3 tRNA genes and 1 rRNA gene are annotated in these 952 nt (G+C 43.2%); all 4 read left to right on the forward strand.

The features are described 5' to 3' along the window. A 16S ribosomal RNA gene (locus tag ATB74_RS23300) occupies window positions 1–116 on the forward strand; the annotation flags it as partial. 123 nt (window positions 117–239) lie between these two features. Beyond that, window positions 240–315 (forward strand) — tRNA-Glu (locus tag ATB74_RS23305). A 2-nt stretch (window positions 316–317) separates the two neighbouring features. Then, a tRNA-Lys gene (locus ATB74_RS23310) sits at window positions 318–393 on the forward strand. A gap of 33 nt (window positions 394–426) precedes the next feature. Continuing rightward, window positions 427–502: transfer RNA gene (locus ATB74_RS23315), tRNA-Val, on the forward strand. Window positions 503–952: the final 450 nt, after the last annotated feature.

Below are 952 nucleotides of genomic sequence, written 5' to 3' on the forward strand. Positions count from 1 at the left end.
AAAGAAGTGGGTAGTTTAACCTTTCGGGGAGGACGCTCACCACTTTGTGGTTCATGACTGGGGTGAAGTCGTAACAAGGTAGCCCTAGGGGAACCTGGGGCTGGATCACCTCCTTATACGAAGATATTCACGATAAGTGTCCACACAGATTGATTAGGTTTAGAAAAGCAAAGAGATGAAGAACTCCCAAGTTCTTCAAGGTTTGTTTCTACTTTTTAAAGTGGAAATAAATTAGCAGTGTCCCGTTCGTCTAGAGGCCTAGGACACCGCCCTTTCACGGCGGTAACAGGGGTTCGACTCCCCTACGGGATACCATTGGGTCGTTAGCTCAGTTGGTAGAGCAGTTGACTTTTAATCAATTGGTCGCAGGTTCGAATCCTGCACGACCCACCATTCTTTCTCCACGAAGGAATTAAAACTTTTAGTGGGCGATTAGCTCAGTTGGGAGAGCACCTGCCTTACAAGCAGGGGGTCACTGGTTCGAGCCCGGTATCGCCCACCATTCTCTAAATATTCTTGGAAGTTAAAACTCCAAACCACTTCTTATGTCGCTGGTTGGATTTTTCGACTGTGAGAGTCTTTAGAAAATGTGAATTTTAGAACACTGGTTCTTAAAGTCTCATGCTCTTTAACAATTTGGAAAGCTGACTGATTGATTACTTACGAGTAATTCAATCAAATTTAAAAGTTCTCAATGTTTACCTGCTCTTAGTTAATAAGAACGGTGTAAACACAACAAACACATTCAAGTGTCTTGTATTCGATTCAAACTTGTTTGAATCACATTGAGTCCGGCAAACAGTTATTGAGAATTAACCCTTCTTAATGACAACCAAAAACCTTGGTTAGTTGCCATACGCTAAGACCCTTTCGGGTTGTATGGTTAAGTGACTAAGCGTACACGGTGGATGCCTTGGCAGTCAGAGGCGATGAAAGGCGTAATAACTTGCGA

It is taken from the genome of Vibrio splendidus (genome assembly GCF_001557875.1).
Lineage (GTDB): Bacteria > Pseudomonadota > Gammaproteobacteria > Enterobacterales > Vibrionaceae > Vibrio > Vibrio splendidus_F.